This is a genomic window from Jeotgalibacillus sp. JSM ZJ347, from assembly GCF_044383825.1.
Lineage (GTDB): Bacteria > Bacillota > Bacilli > Bacillales > Jeotgalibacillaceae > Jeotgalibacillus.
Genome location: NZ_JBISEN010000004.1, coordinates 77,652 through 96,315 on the forward strand (window position 1 = coordinate 77,652; position 18,664 = coordinate 96,315).

Sequence of the window (18,664 nt, forward strand, 5' to 3'; positions counted from 1 at the left end):
CAAAAGAATGGAGGTGCTTTTTGATGAGAATTCCTGAATCCCTCGCAAAGCAGGGGAAAGAACGCATAAAGGATTATCCGGTAGAGGGCTTTGTCTACGGAGAAGGACCTGACACACCAGTGCTCATGCTGGTCGGTGAAGCTCCCGGTGAAACTGAAATACATAACGGCATCCCATTTAGCGGAAGGGCCGGGAAAGAGCTGATGCAGTCGCTTGAATTCCTGGGACTGACAAGGGACGATGTCTATATTACAAGTGCCGTCAGAAGCCGTCCGTATAAATGGGGGCAAAAGAAGGACCGCAGCAGTGGTGAAATGATTGACCGGAAATATAATCGTGCACCGACTGCCGGTGAAATGAAAGCCCATGCACCAATACTTGATTATGAAGTCAAACATGTTAACGCCCCATTGATTGTGACGCTTGGTAATATTGGACTTCAGAGGCTTGCCGGTAAGGATAAAAAGGTGACGCAGGTCCATGGTCAGCTGTTGAAACAGCCGGTTCAGTTTTTAGAGAGTCCGGATGACAGACAATATAAATGGACGGAAGAAACCTATGAAATTTTTCCGACTTTCCATCCCGCGGCTATTTTTTACAATCGGAGTATTGAAGAGAAGCTGAAAGAAGATTTGAAGAAACTGAAAAAAATGATTGCAGAACGGGGACTGAAAAAATGAATCAGGAAGATCATAAGAAAGTAGCTGTAGAATGTTTTAATAAAACTTGGGATTTGATCGATAAAGAAGATAGAACCATAGATGAAACGCTTGAAATGATCAGGCTTGCTCAAACATCGCGTTATCACTGGGGGATCGCGGGTGATTATGTGAATTGGTCGCGTGGAGACTGGCAGATTGCTCATGCATATGCAAAAGCAGGTAATGGAGAGCAGTCACTTATCTATGCTCAATCAAATGAAAGAATTCATCAGCAGTATGGGCTGACAGGATTTGACGAAGTATTTGTATATGAAGCGTTAGGGAGAGCATACAAACTCCTCGGTGATGAGGTTCAGGTTGAACAGGCACTTGTAAAAGCGAAAGCATTAACTGAAAAACTTGAGAATGAGAAAGACCGTTCTTATCTGGGGAGTCAGTTAAAAGAATTAGCTAAATAGGTTTTAAAAATCGCAGGCTATGGTATATTAGTAGAAACGAATAAGTCCCTAAAAAGGGGAGTAGCGACCTTAACCGGTCAATGAATCGTCATTACGGCAGTTTTTCTGCTCGGTTCATTGAGCTCTGTGACAGACAGAGTACGCAAGACCTTTTTATGAGCGCTCAGCAGAATGAGAACTCATAAAAGGGTCTTTTTTCGTTAACAGTATTTGAGGAGGAATCTCTTTGGTTTTTGTATGGTTTTTATTAGCTGCAGTTGTGACAGTATACGCAGCAATTAAATTATCAACTTATGCAGATGTCATCAGTACAAAGACAGCGATGGGCGGCATGCTTGTCGGAACGCTGCTTTTAGCCGGTGCGACATCATTGCCGGAAGTGACAACAAGTTTATCAGCTGTCATCATTGATAATCCGGATATCGCAATCGGAAATATGCTTGGTTCAAATTTGTTTAACTTATTTATTCTTGCCGGATTTGATTTGTTTTTCCGCAAGAAGCGTTTATTTTTAGGTGCGAGTAACAGTCATTTGCATACAGCAAGCCTTGGTCTGCTGCTGACTGTATTGACGCTCGTTGCACTTTATTTAAAAATTGATACAACCTTCCTTGGAATCGGGCTTGACGCATTTATTATTGCGGGGGCTTATATTATCGGTATGACTATCATCAGTAAGATGCCTGAGCATACAGGTGTTGAGTCAACGATTGCTCCGGAAGAGGACAAAGAGGTAGCAGCAAGTTTTTCAATGAGTGTGAAGCATGCTGTCATCGGCTTTATCATTGCTGCACTCGTGATTATGGGAGCAGGTACAGTATTATCGATCATGGGTGATGAAATTGCTGTGGTCACAGGACTTGGTTCAAGCTTTGTCGGAAGTTTTCTGATTGCAGCGACTACGTCACTGCCGGAAGCGGTTGCTGTGTTTGTTGCGCTGCGTCTGAAAAATGTGAACCTGGCGCTTGGTTCTATTCTCGGAAGTAATATCTTCAACATGCTGATTATTGCAGGTTCGGATGTTTTCTACCGCGGCGGATCAATTTTATCAGCCGTTTCAGATTCACATATTTTCACCGCAATCGGTGTGACGATTCTATCGATCATTGTCATGTTCTCGGTTGTTAAGAAGAAGGCGAGCTCTACATTTACGTATATTCTGCCTTCACTGTTAATTGTCATTGGATACTTTGTTGTATCTTATCTGATTTTTACCGGATCATAATAAAAAGCTCGCCGGGACTTGATTGCCCGGCGAGCTCTTTTTATAGGTACTCTTCATATCTTTTCTCTAAATAGTTCTGGAAAACGGTCATCAGTGAACAGATGCCCCAATAGATCAGTGCAACGAGAATATACATCGTCATAAAATCAAATTCCCGGCCGCCAACAATTCTGGCACGTTGAAAAATATCAGGTACCGTAATAATGGCTGCGAGAGAAGTTGCTTTGATAATATCCAAATACACATTGCCAAGTGGCGGTATGGCAATTCTGACTGACTGGGGCAGCACAACGCCATACATGGTTTGCCAGTAAGTAAGTCCCAAAGCTTTTGAAGATTCCCACTGACCTTTATCAACAGATGACAGAGCTGACCTGATGATCTCAGCGATATAAGCGGCACTGTTAATACTGAAAGCAATTAATGCTGCATTGAGTGCAGGAACCTGTACGCCAATCACCGGCATCCCGAAATATAAAAGAAACAGGATAACAAGAATCGGTACACCGCGCATAAATGAAATGTATGTGCGGGCGGGCCAGCTCAAAATACTGAACTTTGACGTTCTGGCAAGCGCAATAAAAAAACCAAGAACCAGACCGGCCGCCATACTGACAATAGAAATCAGCAGTGTGTAACCAATACCCGACATGACGAAGGGAAGTGATTCCCAGGCAAGTTCGGGGTTAAACAGTAAGTCCCAGCGGATTCCGTCCATAGCGACCGCTCCTTTCTATTAATGACTATTCTTCAAAATCAATATCCGGTTTTTGTGTAACATCCTGACCAGCGAAGAATTGACCTGAGATTTCAGCGATTGTGCCGTCTTCAAGCATTTCTTCAAGTGTTGTGTTCACCTGTTCAACAAGCTCTTCATTTTCGTTGCTCATCACAAGTCCGACTTCAGAAGGGCTGTACTGAAGATCAGGGTGAATCGTGATACCTAAGTCAGGAAACGCTTGAAGTGCAAGTGTCTGCAGGTAGTAATCATTTAAGATTACGTCTGTGTTTCCAACAGATACGTCACGAAGATATTGTTCGTTTGTCGCATTATCGTAGATGACTTCTTCAGCACCGTATTCACGTGCAAGATCCATGTAGACTGAAGTCGCAGCACCAGCCGCGCGTTTACCTTCAAGGTCTTCGAATGTCTCAATTCCTGAAAGGTCGTCCTCACGAACAATCGCTGTACCATATGAGTACTTAATTGGAGTAGAAAAAGCGAACTTCTCTGCTCTTTCTTCAGTGATTTCAATATCGTTTGATGCTAAATCAACCTGACCTGTGTTAACAGCTGTCAGCATGCCATCAAAACCGATTTCTTCCCATTCAACTTCAAGGTCCAGACGGTTTGCAAGCTCTTTTACAACCTCAACTTCAAAGCCAGTCAGCTCATCAGTTTCTTCGCTGTAAAACGAAGTCGGATAAAGTGTTCCTGAAGTAGCAACCTTCAGCACGCCTTCCTCTTGAATGTCATCCCACGCAGTTGTTTCTTCTGACGCTGAATCATCAGATCCACAACCTGCAAGAACTGCTGCAGCTAAAAGACCGGCAGAAACGGTACGGATATTTAACTTCTTTATATTCACTTTGAAAATCCTCCTTAAAATTAATCCTTTAAAAACATAGCATTTTAACAAATATGACACAAGGGTTAAATCGGCAGGGAATATTCGGATAACGCTTACACGCCGGGGGTATATGGAATGGCGGAGTATGAAGGTGGGAAAGATTGTTGATATTGTTACGGGATCATTGCATGACTGGGCGGCATGAGCTGATTTGAAAAAGCGGCGGAATTCCCGGATAGGTGATAGAAAAAAGCTGACAGGAGATGGAATGAAAAAAGGGGTGTAAGATAAATACCCGTCTCTTAGAAGGGTGATTGAAATAGATAGAATAGGTGATCGAATAATCTGCAGTGATGGTCGAATAAACCCGATCAACGGTAGAATCCAAAAACCTCCTCCCCCGTCTCCGGCGCAATCTGAAAAAGCAATGAACGTCTCCGCTCATTGCTCCTTAATCACCCAAACTTTATGATTCACTATCAATCGGATAAACGATGCCCTGCTGCTTTCTGATCTGTTCCATTAATTCAACTGTTTTCAATGAGATCTCGTGTGTATTGATGCGTGATTCAATCTCACCGGCATTAGCTGTTTTGATAAACTCTTCAATTTCATAAGACATTGGTGGCTTTGACTGTTCCACGGAATGGTCCTCTGCGCCATCTCTTGTGATGAGTGTCACCTTACCCGGGGAACTGATGTGATCAATATGAATGGCACCTTTTTCACCTGCAATTTCACTCGGAAGGTAACTGTCAGCAATTTTTGAATAGCTTGCTGTCGCATTCATGCCTTCGTATGACAACAGCACTGCGCCCTGGCCGTCCACACCTGTATGAAGTACCGTGCTGTCTGATTGAACAGCATCAGGTGTACCAAACAGTGAAACGATCGGGTAAAGCGTATAGACGCCAAGGTCCATCAGAGAACCATTTGCCAGATCAGGTTTAAAGGCATTTAAGATTTCACCGGCTTTAAATTTGTCATAGCGGGAGGAATATTGCCCATATTGAAAACGTACTTGTCTGATGGGTCCGATCTCAGGCAGCAGTTCTTTCACACGCTGGAAGTTCGGCATAGCTGAGGATTTCATCGCTTCCATCAGCAGGACCTGATGCGTGTTAGACGCTTCAATCATTTTTTCGGCCAGCGCTTTTGTTGCTGTCAGCGGCTTCTCACAAAGCACAGGAATCCCTTTTTCAAGACAGATTAATACCTGTTCATGGTGCACTGCATTTGGTGTGGCGAGGTACACTGCATCAATCTCTCCACTTTCACACATTTCATCAAGTGAAGTATATGTATAAGTCAGCTGATGCTTTTCTGCATATGATCGCGCCGTTTCTTCTTTTCGTGAACATACAGCCGTTATGCTCGCGTCATCTGCTGCATGTGCGGCCTCTATAAAAGTATCAGTAATCCAATTTGTTCCTACTACGCCAAATCTCATTTACAATCCATCCTTTACAATTCATTTGTTATCAGTGTACAGATAACGAATGAAATGCGCCAGTACGCAAAGAATGCGTCAAAATGTTCAAAATGGGGTATATGCATAAAGAAGTGCAGGATTCGTGAAACTATTCAGTAATCAATGCAGTATATAAAGGTATCAGTTCAAATGAAGTAAAGGGGCTTTTTTATATGGAGCAGTTTATCTCTAATGAACAATTTAATGTGATAAAATCTCAAATTATCGGTATGCAGAGACAGGCGAACGTGACCTCGGATGAAGGTGTGAAAACGGCAGTGAAAGAAGCAGCGGAGGCAAAAGTGCATGACTCATTTGAGCAGTTAACACCAGATCAGGAGCAGCTGATCTCAGGCGTTGCAGCGCTTGAAACAGAAGAGGAACGCACAAAATTCCTGATGGATCTGACGCCTTACAGAAAATCTTTCCCTGAGGTTACCCCGGCGGATTTACGCGGGCTTTTCCCAAAGGTGAAAAAGCTTCATATCCCTGATCTTGAATCGGTGGATTTCAGAGCGCTGACTTACCTGGGGTGGAAGGATATCGGGCAGAGTAAACAATATTTCGTTTATATGAAAAATGGTGAGTTAAAAGGTGTTCAGGGCAGATATGTCATCTCAGCAAGAAAAGGGATATGCAGTTTGTGTAACCGATATGGTGATGTGGCACTTACGAGCATCCAGAATAAACCGCGGGAGTCAGAAGGGCTGAAATCCTACGGGCAGTATATCTGTTATGACAGCAAAGAATGCAACCAGTCAATTCAGGACTCATCTCAGCTCGAAGCATTCCTTGGGCAGGTTTAATGCACGGTTAGATCTACAATAAGTCAAAAGGGTGATTCAAATGGACGTAAACGAGAACATACAACAATATCTCTCAATTTATGAACAACTCAGAAAAAAATACCGCTGGCGTGTAAGCAGTACATCGCTGATGATGCTGGCCGGGCAGCTTGTGACAGCAGAAAAACCGTTTGATTTGAACAAGCTGATTTCTCTAAATGAAAACATTAAACGGGAATCCAGTCAGTTTGCCTATATTCAGTCAGCAGACTTACGCCTGATGCTGACGGGTCTGCTGGTTTCAAATTTTGACAATCCAAAAAAGTCTTTTGAAGAGATGATGCTGGTCTATGAAAAACTGATCGATTCAGGTTTTTCTAGAAGTCCGCATGCTTACATTGCAGCATACGCGCTCTATGTCTCGCTTGAAACCGGTACAGAAGAAGAAATGGATGACCACGTAAAACGTGCAAAAAGCATGTACAGCGGTATGAAGAAACAGCATTTCTTTTTAACCTCACATGAAGATTACCCGCTATCTGTCCTGCTTGCGGAAGAAGAAGGAGAAGAGGAAGAGCTGCTTGATGATATGGCTTACTATTATGATCAGCTTCATATCGTTTTGGCAAAAGGAAACAACCGCCAGTTTTTATCTCAAATCCTTACATACGGGCGTCAGGATAATAGACAGCTGCTCGTACAAAATACGGTTACATGGCTGGACGATCTGAAGACAAATAAAATCAAACTGCGCGGCAATCATCTTCCGATTGTCGGGGTACTGGCGCTTGCGGGGACACCTTCGGCCCTTCTTCATGAAGTGAAAGCAACGTATGATCAGCTCATTCAAATTAAAAGCTTTAAGTGGCATAAGGACCTTTGTTTTATGACCGCTGTAAGGTTTGTCCTGCAAAAAAAAGTAGAAGAAAATAATGTACTTGATGTCGGACTTGCCTCAACCATTGAATCGATTCTGCAGGCACAGCAGGCGGCTGTTCTTGCGGCGGTTTCAGCAGGTGCAGCTGCATCGGCAAGCTCATCAAACAATTAATGACCGAGGTCAAGGGAAAGAGGAATGTGTCATGAGGTTCATTTGTCTGCAGCATGTCTGGTATGACAATGCGGGATACCTTGAAGAGTGGTCGAAAGCCTGGGGGAGCGAGCTCCATTATATCGATGCCAAAAAACCGGATGATTATCCTCTGATGAAAGATAATGATGTTCTGGTGATCCTTGGCGGACCGATGAGTGTGCAGGAACTCCCTGAAACAGACTGGATGCAAAGGGAAGTTGATTATATCGAAAAAGCAATGAATGAGAAGAGAAAAATCATGGGTATTTGTCTCGGTTCTCAATTGATTGCACATATTCTCGGCACGGAGGTATCCTCCCTGCCACAATATGAAATGGGCTGGGCGGAACTGAATTGGCATACTTCTTTCCTCGAAGATTTTGACGTTGATCAGCTTAGCATCCCGATGTTCCACTGGCACAGTGATATTTATGATCTGCCGAAAGGAACGAAGCCAATCGGGAAATCCGAGTTAACGCCGGTACAGGGATTCTATACTGATCATATACTGGCATTTCAATTTCATCCCGAGATGACAGTTGAAGGCATTCAGAATCTGATTGATCACGATGATCAGGAGATTGAGAAGCGTGATAAAACAGTGGACATGGAAGGACCGAGAGCTGATCCGGGGTATGTAGAACAAAGTCACAATCGCTTTCAGCCGATCATTGAAAAGTTTTTAAATGTACATGGCGAAAAAAAGATTGATTAAACACTGGACAAAGTTTTGAATTGTGTATACAATAATAATGAGATTCATTCTCAATTAAAAAATAAAACGTCGCACTTACTATATATGCCTGTAAACAGTCGTTTCGCACCGGCTTTTTATACTGAAGGCACCCAAGAAAGCGACGCCCCCTCCCTTAACCGCACGCTGCCTGACACCAGCGTGCGGTTTTATTTTTCAGCTTTATTAAAATGTTGAAGACCAATGTTGTATAACACAGCTGGTGAGTGTAGCGTAAGGGGGGCGACTCCAGCAGGAGAAGCGCGAGAGGTGAGAACTGCGGAAAGCGTACCCCGGGAGCTACAATCACAAGCCAAATTCAACAGAGACATTTTTTGTGAAAAATCTTGCACATTCTCATAATATGATGTAGTCTATACAACAACTATTATTTTCAGACAATTTAATAACTTATCTAGAGAGGTGGAGGGACTGGCCCTTTGAAACCTCAGCAACCGGCAGTGCACGGTGCTAATTCCAGCAGGCGATCAGCCTGAAGATAAGAGGAACGCTCACAAAGACCTTCTCTTATCAGAAGGTCTTTTCCTGTATATACAGAACGATTTGAAGGAGTTGCTTTATGATGACGTCAATTGAAACAATCCTTGCCCAGCTTGGGAACAGAAGTGAAGATGCAACCGGAACTGTCAATCCGCCAATCTATTTATCAACAGCCTACCGCCACGAAGGACTGGAACGATCCACGGGCTATGACTATACAAGAACAAAAAACCCGACAAGAACGATTCTGGAAGAAGGGATTGCGGTGCTTGAGGGAGCAGATCAGGGATTTGCCACAAGCTCTGGAATGGCAGCGGTCCAATTGGTACTCTCGCTATACAAACCGGGGGATGTGATTTTAGCCTCTCATGATTTGTACGGCGGCACATACCGTCTGTTTAATCATTACAGCGAGCATTATGGCATAGATTTTCTTTATGTTAATACAAACAACGCAGAAGCACTGCAGCAGGCCTGTACGAAGCGGGTAAAGGCAGTCTTTGTCGAGACGCCGACGAACCCGCTGATGAAAATAACGGACATTAGACAGGTCGCTGATTTCGCATATAACAAGGGTATCCATCTAATTGTTGATAATACGTTTTTAACGCCTTATCTGCAGCGGCCGATTGAGCTTGGCGCAGATATTGTCATTCACAGCGCAACAAAATATCTTGGCGGTCATAACGATGTGCTCGCAGGTCTTGTTGCAGCAAAAGGTGAACAGATTTGTGAAAAGCTTTTTGCACTCCATAACGGGGCAGGAGCGGTTCTTTCTCCAATGGATTCATGGTTATTAATCCGCGGCATGAAGACCCTTGCGCTCAGAATGGACCGTCATCAAACGAATGCGGCTTCAGTTGCAGCATTTCTTGAAACGCAGCCACAGGTTGCAGAGGTCATCTATCCCGGTATCGGGGGGATGGTTTCATTCAGGCTCGAACAGTCAGAGTGGATTGATCCATTTCTAAGATCGATCAATGTCATTTCATTTGCTGAAAGTCTTGGGGGCGTGGAAAGTTTTATCACCTATCCTGCCACTCAGACGCATGCTGATATTCCAGAAGCGGAACGTGAAGCAAAAGGTATCTGCAGCAGGTTATTACGTTTTTCTGTTGGTATCGAACAGCCGGAGGATTTAATCACTGATCTGAAACAGGCGCTTGAAGCAGCCGGAAGAGGAGGACATCACTTATGACACATCATTTTGATACGAAATTACTGCATCAACCGTCATATATTGATAAGCAGACAGGGGCTGTGAATGTACCCTTACACTATTCATCCACTTATCATCAGCAGTCAATTGATGAGTTCGGTCCTTACGATTATAGCCGTTCAGGGAACCCGACGCGTGAAGCACTTGAAGAAACCATTGCGGACCTTGAAAATGGTCACTCAGGCTTTGCTTTCGCATCAGGAATGGCTGCGATTTCTTCAGCCTTCATGCTGCTGTCAGCAGGAGATCACGTACTTGTTTCAAAGGATGTATACGGCGGGACGTACCGGATGATTACAGAGGTGCTCACGCGCTTTAATATTGATCATTCATTTATCGATATGACAGACCTTAATGAAACGGCGCGTAATGTCCAGCCGAATACAAAAGTGATCTACGTGGAGACGCCATCCAACCCAACGCTCAATATTACTGATATTGAAGGCGTGGCAAAAGTGGCAAAAGCACACGGCTGTCTGACATTTGTGGATAATACGTTCATGACTCCGCTTTATCAAAAGCCGCTTGATCTCGGAGCAGATGTCGTACTGCACAGTGCAACCAAGTTTCTCTCCGGCCACAGCGATGTTGTTGCAGGTCTTGCCGCTGTAAAAGATGAAGAGATTGCTGCACAGCTGAAGTTTATCCAGAATTCATTCGGCTCTATTCTTGGTGTACAGGACAGCTGGTTACTATTGCGCGGCTTAAAAACGCTCAGCGTCAGACTGAAGCAGTCATCTGATTCTGCAAGAAAGATTGCACAATTTCTTCATCACCACCCGTTGATTGACGAAGTGTATTACCCTGGATTTTCATTTCATGCAGGCTACCACATTCACCAGAGACAGTCGACTGGCGCAGGAGCTGTGCTTTCATTCAGGCTGCCTGATAAAAAGAGTGCAGGGGTTCTAGTTGAAGCAATGAAAATTCCAGTGTTCGCAGTCAGTCTTGGCGCTGTAGAATCAATCCTGTCCTACCCCGCAACCATGAGCCACGCTGCAATGCCGCCGTCAGAACGTGAATTACGCGGTATCACATCAGGACTCCTGCGCCTGTCAGTCGGTCTTGAAGACACTGAAGACCTGATTACAGATTTGCGCCAGGCGCTTGATAAAGTCGGCGCGTATCAGACGCTGCAGGTTTGAAAAATTTAACTGCATCCTTTAATCAGGGTGCAGTTTTTGTTTGCTATTAAAAATCAGTGGTAAAGACTTCTAAATACTTTTTAGGAGGATGACCAATGATATTTGCACATGATGGTTTGAAAGATCACCACATTATAGTGACAGGTGCAACCGGTGGGATCGGCTGGCACACTGTTCTGGAAGCACTTAAAACAGGCGCTTCTGTCACAGCTGCCGGGCGTAATGAAGATAAACTGAATGACCTGAAAGCGGCATGTAGAGAAGCTGGTGTTGATGCAAAACTGCTGGTCGTTTCAGCAGATCTGAACGAGTTTGAAGACAGGGAGGAACTGATTCAAAAAGCACAGGAGCATGCAGGGCCTGTAACCGGACTCGTGAATTCAGCCGGCGTTTCAGGAGGAGATACAGTTGAAGAGCTGTCTGAGGAAGATATGCGGAAGGTAATGGAGCTGAACTATTTTTCAACCGTATCACTCACCCAGCTTGTCTACCCCGGTATGAAAGAGGCGCAAGCGGGAGCAGTCGTTAATGTATCCTCACTGTCCGGTCTGAGAGCTACGCATGGAAATACAGCATATGCTGCCTCTAAATTCGCTGTTATTGCTTTTACACAGGCATTTGCACACGAAGCAGCAGAGTACGGAGTCAGAGTCAATGCAGTCTGTCCGGGTTTTGTTGATACAGAAATGGGACGTAATGCGATCAGTAAAAAAGGAGAGCGCGCGGGACGTTCATTTGAAGAACAGCTGAAAATCGTTGAAGAAGGCCTGCCTTCAGGACGCATTACACAGCCTGAAGAAGTCGCAAGAACCATTTTATTTTTATTGTCTGATGCTGCTGAAAATATCATTGGTGAATCAGTTAAAATCTCAGGCGGTGCCGTCATGAGATAAGGAGGTGCAGGAGATGGAGCCGGTTCAGATTGTTGCGCTGTTGTTGATCGGCTATATCGTTTTCACAATTGATAAGCGGACGCAGGTATTTCCTAGACCGCCTGTTTTGGTGGTAATCGGAATCCTGCTCTACTTTATTCCGTTTTTTAACGGCATTCAATTGTCGGAAAAAGCACTTTATGAAATCATATTGCCGGCGCTGTTATTTATTTCAGCATACAAGTTCTCGGTGGGTGCCCTGAAGGCAAACAGTTGGGCCATCTCAATCTTGAGTACGCTCGGCCTGATCCTGACGGTGCTTGGGCTTGGCGGTGCCGTTTATTTGATCGCAGGGTTATTTGTTCCGCTTGATTTCACAGAAGCATTGCTGATAGCGGCTGTTCTCACACCTACTGACCCGGTTTCGGTCACATCGATTTTACATAAATCTCTCGATAATGAAAAAGTGGGTGACATTGTCGAAGGAGAATCGCTGATCAATGACGGTACAAGTTATGTGATTTTCGCTACGCTTCTGTCAATTCATCAGGGGCACGAAAGCTTTTCGTTTTTCTCATTTATGGGAGAGTTCCTGTACGTTGCGATTGGCGGCGCAATGATTGGAATTGTATTCGGCTGGCTCGTCAGTCGGGCGGTACATTTTACACATCATCAGGAGTACCAGGTGATGCTGAGTATCGTAATGGCTTACGGATTGTTTTTACTGGCAGAGTCATTTGGTATTTCAGGCGTGCTCGCAACAGTTGCAGCAGGACTGATGCTATCCTGGGAGTTTGACCGGATTAATAGAGAGGATCACTACAGAGAATCACTCGATCACTTCTGGGATGTAGTCGAGCCTACCCTTCTATCGCTGGTCTTTTTACTGATCGGCTTTACAGCTGTCGACTATTTGAAATGGGAGTGGTTCGGCTTGGCTGCGCTGGTATTTGTTTTGTCACTTATCATCAGAACGCTGATTGTTGTCCTGACAGTTCAGAGCGTGCCACCAATCAGAAAGACGCTTTCCTGGAAAGAGTCGCTGCTGATCTCATTCGGCGGTGTAAAAGGAACAATGTCAGTCGTGCTGCTGTTATTGCTTGAGGCATCAGGTACAGAAGGAACGGGGACCGTAATGACTGTTTCATTTATTGCTGTACTGCTATCTTTATTTATACAGAGTATAGGGGTTCATCCACTAGCGGAGCTGTTAAAATCATAGCGTGTTGAAAACTGCACAGAAAATGTGCAGTTTTTTATTGTGGAAAGGATGAGACTTTAGTCCTGAAGCTGAGAACCACTGATGTTTTTCTAAGAACCAGCCCTTGTATTCTAAGAACAAGAGCTGCTTATCTATGAACATGCCCCTGTTTTCTACGAACACGCCTCATCTTTCTACGAACGCCGCCCACCCACCTCCCCCATCAAAAATTTCCCCAACACCTATTGCCAAAGATTAGAAAATACTATATAGTACATTACAACAGTAATGCACTATATCAGATAAAGGAGGTGACTGAGCTGATGCTGAATGCAGACAGTACGAAACCGATTTACATACAGATTGCAGAATGGCTTGAAACAGAAATTTTACATGAACGATTTAAAGCACATGAAAAAATGTTTTCACAGTACCAGCTGGCGGATCAGTTCAATATTAATCCGGCGACAGCGGCAAAGGGGCTGACGATACTTGCAGATGCAGGGATTTTATATAAGAAAAGGGGACTTGGGATGTTTGTGACAGAAGAGGCGGCTGAGCAGATCCGCCACAGGAGAATTAACGAGACGCTGGCAGCGCTTGTTTCGGATGTAGTAGCGGAAGCAGAGCATCTGAACGTGAAAGAAACCGATTTGATTCACATGATTCAGCTGGAGCAAAGTCGCCGGAAAGGAGAAACATCATGACCGTTATTGAATGCAGTCATCTGGAGAAGAGGTTTAAAAACGGAGCAGGTGTAAAAGACGCGCATTTTACAATTCAGGAAAATACAATTACCGGTATTGTCGGCCGGAATGGGTCCGGGAAAACGACTTTGATGAAAACCATTGCCGGGTATTTAAAGAAGACCGGTGGAGATATCAGCGTATTTGATGAACAGCCTTTTAACAGTCTGAAGGTTTCAGCTAACAGTATGTATCTCGATGAATATACGATGTTCTCCAATGCACTGACAACGAAGGATATTCTTCACCATCACAGCCGCTTTTACCCGAATTGGGATGCAGTGCTTGCGCAGCGTCTTGCTGATTATTTCAGCATTCCGATGAAGGTTGGTACGGATTATTTGTCAAAGGGTCAGAAAAATACGTTCTACGGCATTCTGGGGCTTGCTGCAAGGTGTCCGCTTACGATGTTTGATGAACCGACAACGGGGATGGATGCATCAGTCAGAAAAGATTTCTACCGGGCACTGCTGAAGGATTACCTGGCACATCCGCGCACAATTCTTATCTCAAGTCATCACCTTGATGAAATCGATGAACTGATAGAGGATCTGCTGCTGATTGATGGGGGACGTTCCATTTTGCACCTGCCGATTGAAGAAGTGAAAGAATATGCGATGGCGGTTTCAGGGCCTGCTGTACAGGTTAAAAACTGGTCCGATCAGCAGGAGGTCATTGCGAAGCTCGAAGATAAGGGTGGACTTTCCACAGTGATTGTGAAAAATCATTTTACAGCAACTGAAAAGGCAGCAGCACGCGATCTTAGATTCGCACCTGTATCTGCGAGTGATCTATGTGTGTACCTGACGAGAAGAAACATAGGGGGAATTGATGATGTCTTTAGCAACAGTCAGCACGGGTAATATCATCCGTCAGCAGGTCATCTACAAATGCTATGCAATGGCGGATTTATGGAGAAGTCTGGTTGTGATTCAGTTAATTGCAATCTTTTTCTCTGCGCTGGGGTCCGGGGGAATGGGCACCTCAGATGATATATTCTCATTAAGCGTTTCCACATTCTCTAATGACATCGTCTTTTTCTTTACTGTTTTTTGGATGTTAGTTGCATCTGCACTGATCACATCGAAGAGTTACCGCTATGAAGATTTTTCATATGTGACAACGAGATTGATCAGCCAGGTGTCAAATGGTATTTTGCTGCTTGTTACGGTCTTGACAGCATCACTTTTTACGATTCTGAGTAATTATGTCATTTATCTGTCGATTTTTTTGTTCAGGAATGACGAGTTTTACCCTGGGCTAGCGACAGTCGGTGCTCCAGGTGAATTACTGCTGACTTTTTCAGCGATGTTCGGCTACCTGCTGATTGCATCCGCTGTCGGGTATTTTTTCGGGGTACTGATTCAGTTCAGTAAGTTTTTTATTGCCATTATTCCTCTCGTTCTGTTTGGACCCACCATGGTAAGGTCATTATTTATCTTTGAATTTGGTTATTATTTTTATGCACAGGAATCGTCAATCATCTTATTTATGACGAAAACAATCATCACCGCGCTCCTGTTATATGCTGCGAGCATCCTGGTCATGAATAGAAAAGAGGTGAGGGAAGTATGATGGTGCTATTACAGATTCTGCCGATTGCGTTAATGCTGCTGATTGCATTTTCATTTCTTATCTTGAGAAACAAAAAGATTGCTGTGAAACCTAAAAAGCCGCGCAGAAAAATGGTGCGGGAAATTTTCATTGGGTATACTGCTGTACTGATCTTATCAATGGCTGCATATTATGTATTGCCGGTATCGGGGGAAGAAGTGTCTCAAGTCTCTGATCCGCAGCGGGTTTCACAAGATGAGGGATGGTCGATTCATGAAAAAGCAACTCAGAACAGGTTTGATGAAATTGATCCGGCATACCTCATAGAGCAAAAAGAATTTGAGTATTCAAAATTGACTCTGGTAATGCCAGACAACCTTTCAGAGCGTGGAGACCCGGAAATTATCGTGACAGTGGATGGCGCGCTTGATGATCAGATTCTAATGGATGTTTATAAAACACCGTTTACTTTGAATGGCGTAGATATCACAGATGAAGTGGTACGTCCTGACGTAACCATAAAAAGTAACATGGTTTCAATTAGTAATGTATACGGTCAAAATGATTTGCACTATATCCAATTTAATCCTTCATTCGTTACAGAACAGTTTTTTAATGACGAACAAAGGAATCGTTATGGAGGGTTCGGCTATTCTTACGGCGTTCAGGTTGTTCACCTTTACGTGCCTGAAGACGTAACCATCATAGGAGAAGTGCAGCAGTTTCGAGCACAATAAAATAAATATTCAGAAAAAGGTTGACTTCCTTTTTCAGACTCTTTATAATCCTCAACAAGAGCAAAACACAACATGTACTTACAACTTTATAACTCTTATCCAGAGAGGCGGAGGGACTAGGCCCTGCGATGCCCGGCAACCAACGTATCAAATCCTGATACGGAAAGGTGCTAATTCCTACAGATCGTCATGCGGTCTGAAAGATAAGAGGAGGATATATAACCCTCTTCTTATGAAGGGGGTTTTTTTATTTTCCCCTTTCACCTTCACCCGGCACACACTTCACTGAAAAAATCCATCAACCCATTAAAGGAGAGATTCACTCATGACAAACAATCAGCCGCAATACAATATTGAGACGCTTTTACTTCACGGTGCAACAGAATCAGATCCGACAACAAATTCAAGGGCAATCCCAATCTATCAGACAACGTCTTATACGTTTGACAGCGCAGAGCACGCGCAGAACTTATTTGCACTGGCTGAAGAAGGTAACATTTATACGCGTATCGGCAATCCGACTGTCGCTGCATTTGAAAACCGTATCGCACTTTTAGAAGGCGGTGTTGGTGCCGTTGCGACGGCTTCAGGCATGGCGGCAATTACCTATGCAGTGCTGAATCTTGCAGGTGCAGGAGATGAAATTGTGGCAGCAGGAAATCTGTATGGCGGCACGTACAATCTTTTCGCGCAGACACTTCCGAGATACGGTGTGAATGTAAAGTTTGTTGATGGAACTGATCCTGAAAACTTCAGAAAAGCAATCGGACCGAAAACGAAAGCAGTATTTGCTGAAGTGATCGGAAACCCGAGTCTGCATGTGCTTGATACGGAAGCTGTATCGAAAGTCGCTCATGAAGAAGGCGTGCCGCTAATTGTGGACAGCACGTTTGCAACGCCTTATCTGAACAAGCCGATTGAGCACGGCGCAGATATTGTCGTCCACTCAGCAACGAAATGGATTGGCGGACACGGCACGACGATTGGCGGTGTAGTCGTAGATGCAGGCACGTTCAATTATGATAACGGACGCTTCCCGGATTTTACAACGCCTGACCCGAGCTATAATGGCCTGCGATTTGTAGATCTTGAAGCTGCAGCATTTATCGCGAAGCTGCGGGTGAATCTGCTGCGTGACACAGGCGCATGCCTCAGTCCCCAGAATGCATTTTACTTACTGCAGGGGCTTGAAACACTGCATCTCAGAGTAGAGCGCCACGTAGAAAATGCCCTGAAAGTAGCTGAATACCTGGATCAGCATCCTTCAGTTGACTGGGTACAGTATCCGGGTCTTGAAAGCCATTCATCTTATGAAGCAGCGAAAAAGTATCTTCCTAAAGGTGCCGGCTCAATCATCGTATTTGGCATTAAGGGCGGACGTGAAGCGGGCAGAAATGTGATTGATCACACGCAGCTGTGGTCGCATGTTGCAAACGTTGGTGATGCAAAGTCATTAATTATTCATCCGGCTTCCACAACGCATGCCCAGCTGACAGATGAAGACCTGGAGGCAGCAGGCGTTAAGCAGGAACAAATCAGATTATCAGTCGGGATTGAATCTGTTGAAGATTTGATCAACGATTTAAATCAGGCAATTGAAAAAGCGGCAGTACCCGCACATTCGTAAGGGAGGAATCAGCATGGGAGAGACATTAACTGAGAAGGTCATGCATCATGAAGGAACAGTCGATATCGGTTCTTTGATACTTGAATCCGGAAAAGTGATTGATGATGTCTCTCTCCGCTACGAGCGGTCAGGAGATCCTTCATTACCCGTGATCCTGATCTGTCACGCTTTGACCGGGACGCACCAGTCAATCGGGACTGAGCAGAACCCGGGCTGGTGGCGCGGTTTTGCCGGTGAGCATGCCTACATTGATTTAACAAAGTTTCAGGTGATTACGTTTAACGTGCTTGGCGGATGCAGCGGATCAACGGGGCCTGCTTCAGCTAATCAATATGGTGAAAAGTACCGCACAGATTTTCCGTTTATTACGGTAAAAGATATGGTGAACGCGCAGTACAGGGCCTGTCTGAAGCTTGGAATCACAAGTCTGCACGGTGTGATTGGCGGATCACTCGGCGGGATGCAGACGCTTGAATGGTGTATCAGCTACCCGGATTTTATGGATAGAGCAGTTCTGCTTGCAGCGACACCATCACTAAGTGATTACGGAATTGCTTTTAACAGAATCGGGATCCATGCGATTGAAAATGACCCGGCGTGGAATAATGGACAGTATGAAAATCCCTCTGAAGTAAAAGGGTTTGAGGTTGCCAGAATGGTCGGGCTCGTCACTTACAGAAGTCCTTACCTTTTTACAGGCAGGTTCAACAGACAGGAAAAAGAAGTGGCAGAGAAGCAGCCATTTTATCAGGTTGAATCTTATTTGAAATATCAAGGCGAAAAAATTACGAAAAGATTTGATCCGAACAGTTATCTGACCCTTTTATATGCGATGAATCATCACGATATTGGCAGGCATTATGGGGGTGTGGAAGAAGCCGCAGGAAAAATTAAGTCCAAACTTCTTGGCATCGGATTTAAAGGGGATTTACTATATCCACCGAATGAAATTAAGCAGTTTACCAGCTATATACCTGAAGCAGACTTTCATGAAGTTGATACAGATTTCGGTCATGACGGATTTCTTGTTGAATTTGAAAAATGGGGACAGCTTGTTAAGCAGCATTTTGAAGCATAACAGATAT

The 18,664-nt window shown here is 44.4% G+C and carries 19 protein-coding genes and 2 riboswitches; of the genes, 16 read left to right on the forward strand and 3 right to left on the reverse strand.

What is annotated here, in order from left to right; translation table 11 throughout:
• Window positions 1-23: 23 nt before the first annotated feature.
• From ACH6CZ_RS12950 to ACH6CZ_RS12960, 3 genes are all read left to right on the forward strand, one after another.
• The gene (locus ACH6CZ_RS12950) at window positions 24-680 is read left to right on the forward strand and encodes a uracil-DNA glycosylase (protein WP_374097889.1); all 657 of its coding nucleotides are present in this window, start codon (window positions 24-26) and stop codon (window positions 678-680) included.
• Window positions 677-1,120, forward strand: a complete 444-nt coding sequence (locus ACH6CZ_RS12955; protein ID WP_374097890.1) for a hypothetical protein — start codon at window positions 677-679, stop codon at window positions 1,118-1,120. The genes ACH6CZ_RS12950 and ACH6CZ_RS12955 overlap by 4 nt, the downstream gene beginning before the upstream one ends.
• 226 nt (window positions 1,121-1,346) lie before the next feature.
• A complete protein-coding gene (locus ACH6CZ_RS12960) occupies window positions 1,347-2,345 on the forward strand; it encodes a sodium:calcium antiporter (protein ID WP_374097891.1) in 999 nt (332 codons plus the stop codon).
• Window positions 2,346-2,385: 40 nt separating this feature from the next.
• Here ACH6CZ_RS12960 and ACH6CZ_RS12965 read toward each other — a convergent pair whose 3' ends face one another.
• From ACH6CZ_RS12965 to ACH6CZ_RS12975, 3 genes are all read right to left on the reverse strand, one after another.
• Window positions 2,386-3,063, reverse strand: coding sequence for an amino acid ABC transporter permease (locus ACH6CZ_RS12965; RefSeq protein WP_374097892.1), 678 nt, complete (start codon window positions 3,061-3,063; stop codon window positions 2,386-2,388).
• Window positions 3,064-3,088: 25 nt separating this feature from the next.
• Window positions 3,089-3,928, reverse strand: coding sequence for a transporter substrate-binding domain-containing protein (locus ACH6CZ_RS12970; protein WP_374098004.1), 840 nt, complete (start codon window positions 3,926-3,928; stop codon window positions 3,089-3,091).
• 454 nt (window positions 3,929-4,382) lie between these two features.
• A complete protein-coding gene (locus tag ACH6CZ_RS12975) occupies window positions 4,383-5,366 on the reverse strand; it encodes a Gfo/Idh/MocA family protein (protein WP_374097893.1) in 984 nt (327 codons plus the stop codon).
• A gap of 194 nt (window positions 5,367-5,560) precedes the next feature.
• Here ACH6CZ_RS12975 and ACH6CZ_RS12980 point away from each other — a divergent pair, with 194 nt between their 5' ends.
• From ACH6CZ_RS12980 to metX, 13 genes are all read left to right on the forward strand, one after another.
• Window positions 5,561-6,193, forward strand: coding sequence for a FusB/FusC family EF-G-binding protein (locus tag ACH6CZ_RS12980; protein ID WP_374097894.1), 633 nt, complete (start codon window positions 5,561-5,563; stop codon window positions 6,191-6,193).
• Between the two features lie 40 nt (window positions 6,194-6,233).
• A complete protein-coding gene (locus ACH6CZ_RS12985) occupies window positions 6,234-7,223 on the forward strand; it encodes a DUF4003 family protein (protein ID WP_374097895.1) in 990 nt (329 codons plus the stop codon).
• A gap of 31 nt (window positions 7,224-7,254) precedes the next feature.
• Window positions 7,255-7,959: a type 1 glutamine amidotransferase gene (locus ACH6CZ_RS12990; protein ID WP_374097896.1), complete on the forward strand. Its 705-nt coding sequence runs from the start codon at window positions 7,255-7,257 to the stop codon at window positions 7,957-7,959.
• 426 nt (window positions 7,960-8,385) lie between these two features.
• A riboswitch (SAM riboswitch) is annotated at window positions 8,386-8,483 on the forward strand.
• Between the two features lie 77 nt (window positions 8,484-8,560).
• Window positions 8,561-9,676 (forward strand): methionine biosynthesis PLP-dependent protein, encoded by a 1,116-nt coding sequence (locus tag ACH6CZ_RS12995; protein ID WP_374098005.1) that lies wholly within the window; start codon window positions 8,561-8,563, stop codon window positions 9,674-9,676.
• Window positions 9,673-10,842 (forward strand): cystathionine beta-lyase, encoded by a 1,170-nt coding sequence (metC, locus tag ACH6CZ_RS13000; protein WP_374097897.1) that lies wholly within the window; start codon window positions 9,673-9,675, stop codon window positions 10,840-10,842. The genes ACH6CZ_RS12995 and metC overlap by 4 nt, the downstream gene beginning before the upstream one ends.
• Before the next feature lie 95 nt (window positions 10,843-10,937).
• Complete coding sequence (locus tag ACH6CZ_RS13005; RefSeq protein ID WP_374097898.1) at window positions 10,938-11,735, forward strand: SDR family NAD(P)-dependent oxidoreductase; 798 nt, start codon at window positions 10,938-10,940, stop codon at window positions 11,733-11,735.
• A gap of 13 nt (window positions 11,736-11,748) precedes the next feature.
• The gene (locus tag ACH6CZ_RS13010; protein ID WP_374097899.1) at window positions 11,749-12,936 is read left to right on the forward strand and encodes a cation:proton antiporter; all 1,188 of its coding nucleotides are present in this window, start codon (window positions 11,749-11,751) and stop codon (window positions 12,934-12,936) included.
• A gap of 299 nt (window positions 12,937-13,235) precedes the next feature.
• On the forward strand, window positions 13,236-13,622 hold the full coding sequence (locus ACH6CZ_RS13015; protein ID WP_322422325.1) for a GntR family transcriptional regulator: 387 nt from the start codon (window positions 13,236-13,238) through the stop codon (window positions 13,620-13,622).
• Complete coding sequence (locus ACH6CZ_RS13020; protein ID WP_374097900.1) at window positions 13,619-14,524, forward strand: ATP-binding cassette domain-containing protein; 906 nt, start codon at window positions 13,619-13,621, stop codon at window positions 14,522-14,524. Before ACH6CZ_RS13015 ends, ACH6CZ_RS13020 begins: the two co-directional genes overlap by 4 nt.
• Window positions 14,496-15,236 (forward strand): hypothetical protein, encoded by a 741-nt coding sequence (locus ACH6CZ_RS13025; protein WP_374097901.1) that lies wholly within the window; start codon window positions 14,496-14,498, stop codon window positions 15,234-15,236. Before ACH6CZ_RS13020 ends, ACH6CZ_RS13025 begins: the two co-directional genes overlap by 29 nt.
• Complete coding sequence (locus ACH6CZ_RS13030) at window positions 15,233-15,952, forward strand: hypothetical protein (protein WP_374097902.1); 720 nt, start codon at window positions 15,233-15,235, stop codon at window positions 15,950-15,952. Before ACH6CZ_RS13025 ends, ACH6CZ_RS13030 begins: the two co-directional genes overlap by 4 nt.
• A gap of 92 nt (window positions 15,953-16,044) precedes the next feature.
• A riboswitch (SAM riboswitch) is annotated at window positions 16,045-16,162 on the forward strand.
• A 115-nt stretch (window positions 16,163-16,277) separates the two neighbouring features.
• On the forward strand, window positions 16,278-17,579 hold the full coding sequence (locus ACH6CZ_RS13035) for an O-acetylhomoserine aminocarboxypropyltransferase/cysteine synthase family protein (protein ID WP_374097903.1): 1,302 nt from the start codon (window positions 16,278-16,280) through the stop codon (window positions 17,577-17,579).
• Window positions 17,580-17,592: 13 nt separating this feature from the next.
• Window positions 17,593-18,657 carry a homoserine O-acetyltransferase MetX gene (metX, locus tag ACH6CZ_RS13040; RefSeq protein ID WP_374097904.1) on the forward strand — a complete coding sequence of 355 codons (1,065 nt, stop codon included), beginning with the start codon at window positions 17,593-17,595 and terminating at the stop codon, window positions 18,655-18,657.
• Window positions 18,658-18,664 lie beyond the last annotated feature (7 nt).

Bases quoted from the DNA above. Each gene is read 5' to 3' on its own strand.
- ACH6CZ_RS12950 (WP_374097889.1), top strand. From the start codon at position 24: ATGAGAATTCCTGAATCCCTCGCAAAGCAGGGGAAAGAACGCATAAAG.
- ACH6CZ_RS12955 (WP_374097890.1), top strand. From the start codon at position 677: ATGAATCAGGAAGATCATAAGAAAGTAGCTGTAGAATGTTTTAATAAA.
- ACH6CZ_RS12965 (WP_374097892.1), bottom strand. From the start codon at position 3,063: ATGGACGGAATCCGCTGGGACTTACTGTTTAACCCCGAACTTGCCTGG.
- ACH6CZ_RS12975 (WP_374097893.1), bottom strand. From the start codon at position 5,366: ATGAGATTTGGCGTAGTAGGAACAAATTGGATTACTGATACTTTTATA.
- ACH6CZ_RS12980 (WP_374097894.1), top strand. From the start codon at position 5,561: ATGGAGCAGTTTATCTCTAATGAACAATTTAATGTGATAAAATCTCAA.
- ACH6CZ_RS12985 (WP_374097895.1), top strand. From the start codon at position 6,234: ATGGACGTAAACGAGAACATACAACAATATCTCTCAATTTATGAACAA.
- ACH6CZ_RS12990 (WP_374097896.1), top strand. From the start codon at position 7,255: ATGAGGTTCATTTGTCTGCAGCATGTCTGGTATGACAATGCGGGATAC.
- ACH6CZ_RS12995 (WP_374098005.1), top strand. From the start codon at position 8,561: ATGACGTCAATTGAAACAATCCTTGCCCAGCTTGGGAACAGAAGTGAA.
- metC (WP_374097897.1), top strand. From the start codon at position 9,673: ATGACACATCATTTTGATACGAAATTACTGCATCAACCGTCATATATT.
- ACH6CZ_RS13005 (WP_374097898.1), top strand. From the start codon at position 10,938: ATGATATTTGCACATGATGGTTTGAAAGATCACCACATTATAGTGACA.
- ACH6CZ_RS13010 (WP_374097899.1), top strand. From the start codon at position 11,749: ATGGAGCCGGTTCAGATTGTTGCGCTGTTGTTGATCGGCTATATCGTT.
- ACH6CZ_RS13020 (WP_374097900.1), top strand. From the start codon at position 13,619: ATGACCGTTATTGAATGCAGTCATCTGGAGAAGAGGTTTAAAAACGGA.
- ACH6CZ_RS13025 (WP_374097901.1), top strand. From the start codon at position 14,496: ATGTCTTTAGCAACAGTCAGCACGGGTAATATCATCCGTCAGCAGGTC.
- ACH6CZ_RS13030 (WP_374097902.1), top strand. From the start codon at position 15,233: ATGATGGTGCTATTACAGATTCTGCCGATTGCGTTAATGCTGCTGATT.
- ACH6CZ_RS13035 (WP_374097903.1), top strand. From the start codon at position 16,278: ATGACAAACAATCAGCCGCAATACAATATTGAGACGCTTTTACTTCAC.
- metX (WP_374097904.1), top strand. From the start codon at position 17,593: ATGGGAGAGACATTAACTGAGAAGGTCATGCATCATGAAGGAACAGTC.